At 48.4% G+C, this 3,828-nt stretch carries 3 protein-coding genes; all 3 read left to right on the top strand.

The window, feature by feature from the left end; translation table 11 throughout:
* The first annotated feature begins 103 nt into the window (after nt 1–103).
* The 3 genes from lexA to ctaD all read left to right on the top strand — a co-directional run bounded on the left by lexA (nt 104) and on the right by ctaD (nt 3,763).
* A complete protein-coding gene (gene lexA, locus VIN66_RS05710) occupies nt 104–721 on the top strand; it encodes a transcriptional repressor LexA (RefSeq protein ID WP_331923068.1) in 618 nt (205 codons plus the stop codon).
* A 306-nt stretch (nt 722–1,027) separates the two neighbouring features.
* The gene (coxB, locus tag VIN66_RS05705; protein WP_331923067.1) at nt 1,028–2,170 is read left to right on the top strand and encodes a cytochrome c oxidase subunit II; all 1,143 of its coding nucleotides are present in this window, start codon (nt 1,028–1,030) and stop codon (nt 2,168–2,170) included.
* 3 nt (nt 2,171–2,173) lie between these two features.
* A complete protein-coding gene (ctaD, locus tag VIN66_RS05700; RefSeq protein ID WP_331923066.1) occupies nt 2,174–3,763 on the top strand; it encodes a cytochrome c oxidase subunit I in 1,590 nt (529 codons plus the stop codon).
* Nucleotides 3,764–3,828 lie beyond the last annotated feature (65 nt).

Here is a 3,828-nt window from a genome sequence, read left to right as displayed (position 1 = left end):
AACATGTTAGCGGCAGCGGGAGAATTGTACTACCTGTCAGAGGCTTGCATTTCATCGACGCCTGTATATACTCACAGTATCCACTGTACAGGTAAACAGCACTATGAGACCACTAACGCCACGACAGGCAGAGATTCTGCAGTTAATTAAAGATTACCAGCAAGACACCGGTATGCCGCCTACCCGGGCAGAAATAGCCCAGCAATTAGGCTTCAAATCGGCCAATGCTGCAGAAGAACATTTAAAAGCGTTAGCGAAAAAAGGTGTCATTGAGATGATGCCGGGCACCTCCCGCGGTATCCGTCTGGTCGATTCAGATGAACCTGAACAACTTGGCTTGCCATTGATTGGTAAAGTAGCAGCAGGTCAGCCAATACTGGCTGCTGAGCATGTGCAGGATCATTATCAGGTTGATGCCAATTTGTTTAAACCCCATGCCGATTTCTTATTACGGGTGCAAGGTATGAGTATGCAGGATATCGGCATTCTCGACGGAGACCTGCTAGCAGTGCATAAAACCAGCCAGGTGCAGCCGGGCCAGGTGATCGTTGCCCGTGTTGATGAAGATGTCACCGTAAAAAGATTCCAGCGCGATGGCAGCACAGTGTTCTTACATCCGGAAAATAAAGATTTTGATGTGATTAAAGTGGACTTGCGTGTTCAGCATTTTGCAGTAGAAGGCTTGGCTGTAGGCGTTATCCGCAACGGAAGTTGGTTATAATTCGTACTAACCTCAATAAGTTATTTTTACGAAAGCGCTGGTATGACCACTTGGGTTTGCCAGCGCTTTTGTTATTTAGGGGTTTACACTGAGTGTAATTTGGATAATTCTTAACCTGAAACTGATTAAAAAATAACAACAGGGTCAGTTCCGGCTTCAGCGCTAGCCCCGAAGCCGACACTAACAATAAAAATAATAAACTGATGAAACTTCATACATAGGTTCGGGATGGGTATGTAAGGACCGTGTAGTACTGTGTACTTAGTTTCTGCAGTTTGCTTTGCAAAATGACAGAGGAGAAGTCCAGTGACGAAAACGCGTAGTCTTCGTTGGTCGCTGCCAACCCTGCTTTTAGCTGCGTCGGCTAATGCAGCAGATATGCCCCTGAATATGACCAAAGGGGTAACGGAAATCAGTCAGCGGGTATACCACCTGCACATGACAATTTTCTGGATCTGCTGTGTTATTGGTGCAGTGGTGTTCGGGATCATGTTCTGGTCCATCGTTCGCCATAGAAAAGCACGGGGTGTGCAACCAGCCCAATTCCATGAAAGCACCAAAGTAGAAATACTCTGGACAGCCATACCGGTAATCATTCTGATTCTTATGGCCATTCCGGCCACCAAAACCCTGATAGCAATGGAAGACACTACTGAGGCAGACGTCACAGTAGTCGTAACCGGTTCGCAGTGGAAATGGCACTACAAGTATCTGGAACATGACGTCGAGTTTTACTCTTTACTGGCTACGCAGAAAGAGCAAATCGCAAATAGGTTTGCCAAGGGTGAAAACTACCTGCTGGAAGTTGATCGGCCACTGGTTCTGCCGACAGGCAAAAAAGTCCGGTTTCTGATGACGTCAGATGATGTTATCCACTCGTGGTGGGTTCCGGCATTTGCGGTTAAAAAAGATGCCAACCCGGGCTTCATCAACGAAGCCTGGACCCGGATTGACGAGCCTGGGATATACCGTGGTCAGTGTGCTGAGCTGTGCGGCAAAGATCACGGTTACATGCCGATTGTCGTTATCGCTAAAGAGCCCGCTGAATATGATAAATGGCTTGCCGGGGAAGCTGAAAGGATTGCCAAAGCGAAAGCCGAAGAGCAGGAATTACTGGCGATGAATATGAGCATGGAAGAGCTTATGAGTGTTGGTGAACGCACATACACGGCTTACTGCGCTGCTTGCCATCAGCCTAACGGTGAGGGCTTACCGGGTATTTTCCCTGCGCTCAAAGGCAGTAGCATAGCCCTGAACGATCAACCGGCACACATTGATACAGTGCTCAACGGCAAAGCAGGCACGGCTATGCAGGCTTACGCCAAGCAACTTAGCTTAAAAGAAATTGCTGCGGTGATTACCTATGAGCGTAATGCCTGGGGTAACAATACCGGTGAGTTGGTTCAGGCCGCAGATGTGCATGCTGTCATGCAAGGTAAAGGGGAATAACGGATGAGTGCAGTAGTGACAGATCATGAGCATGATCACGAGCATCATGACCATAAACCCAGCGGCATAAAGCGCTGGTTCTACACCACAAACCATAAAGATATCGGCACTATGTATCTGGTGTTTGCGCTGGTGATGTTTTTTATCGGCGGCACTATGGCGATGGTGATCCGGGCAGAATTGTTCCAGCCTGGCATGCAGTTTGTGGAGCCTAACTTTTTTAATCAGATGACAACAGTGCATGGCCTCATCATGGTGTTCGGCGCCGTAATGCCAGCCTTTACCGGCCTGGCTAACTGGATGATCCCGATGATGATTGGTGCACCAGATATGGCGCTACCGCGGATGAATAACTGGAGTTTCTGGATCCTGCCGTTTGCGTTTCTGATTTTATTAATTTCATTGTTTTTACCGGGCGGTGGGCCTAATTTCGGCTGGACGTTTTATGCACCGTTATCGACTACGTACAGTGGCGATAGCACAGGACTGTTTGTGTTTTCTGTTCACATAATGGGTATTTCCTCTATTATGGGGGCGATTAATGTCATCGTCACCATTTTCAACCTGCGCGCGCCGGGTATGACCTGGATGAAAATGCCACTGTTTGTCTGGACCTGGCTGATTACAGCATTTTTGCTGATTATGGTCATGCCGGTGTTGGCCGGCGCCGTCACCATGGTGCTGACCGACAAATATTTTGGTACCAGCTTTTTTGATGCCGCCGGTGGCGGTGATCCTGTTCTGTTCCAGCATATCTTCTGGTTCTTCGGTCACCCTGAGGTGTACATTATGATACTGCCAGCATTCGGCATTGTATCCAGCATAGTACCGACTTTTGCCCGTAAGCCGCTGTTCGGTTATGCATCTATGGTATATGCCACCTCCAGCATAGCGTTGTTATCTTTTCTGGTCTGGGCACACCATATGTTTACTACAGGCATGCCGGTATTTGCTGAGCTGTTCTTTATGTACTGTACGATGCTGATTGCGGTGCCTACCGGGGTAAAAGTGTTCAACTGGGTGGCAACGATGTGGCGTGGCGCCATGACCTTTGAAGTACCTATGATGTTTGCGCTGGCGTTCATAGTGTTGTTTACCATAGGTGGTTTTTCTGGCCTGATGCTGGCGATTACACCGGCTGATTTCCAGTACCACGATACGTACTTTGTTGTTGCTCATTTCCATTATGTACTGGTTACCGGCGCGGTATTTTCCATCATTGCGGCCGCATACTACTGGCTGCCAAAGTGGACCGGCCATATGTATGACGAAAGGCTTGGCCAGTGGCATTTCTGGTGTTCATTAATCTCGGTCAACCTGCTGTTCTTCCCCATGCATTTTGTCGGCTTAGCTGGTATGCCAAGACGGATACCGGATTACGCACTGCAATTTGCTGATTTTAATGCTTTTATCAGTATTGGCGGTTTCCTGTTCGGTGCGTCCCAGCTCATTTTTGTCTGGGTGTTGGTGAAATGCGCCCGTGGCGGTGAAAAAGCAACGGCTCAGGTCTGGGAAGGTGCTGAAGGGCTGGAATGGGAAGTGCCATCACCAGCGCCTTATCATACCTTCGAAACACCGCCGGTGATTAAGTAGGGGATAAGCATGGCATTTAAGCATAAACCTCTGACAACAAAGCTGGTGTTCATTGCTTTGGCAAT

Origin of the sequence: Rheinheimera sp., from assembly GCF_036568245.1 — a bacterium.
Taxonomy (GTDB): Bacteria; Pseudomonadota; Gammaproteobacteria; order Enterobacterales; family Alteromonadaceae; genus Alishewanella.
This window is presented reverse-complemented; position numbering and strand designations above follow the sequence as displayed.

Bases quoted from the DNA above. Each gene is read 5' to 3' on its own strand.
- ctaD (WP_331923066.1), top strand. From the start codon at position 2,174: ATGAGTGCAGTAGTGACAGATCATGAGCATGATCACGAGCATCATGAC.
- lexA (WP_331923068.1), top strand. From the start codon at position 104: ATGAGACCACTAACGCCACGACAGGCAGAGATTCTGCAGTTAATTAAA.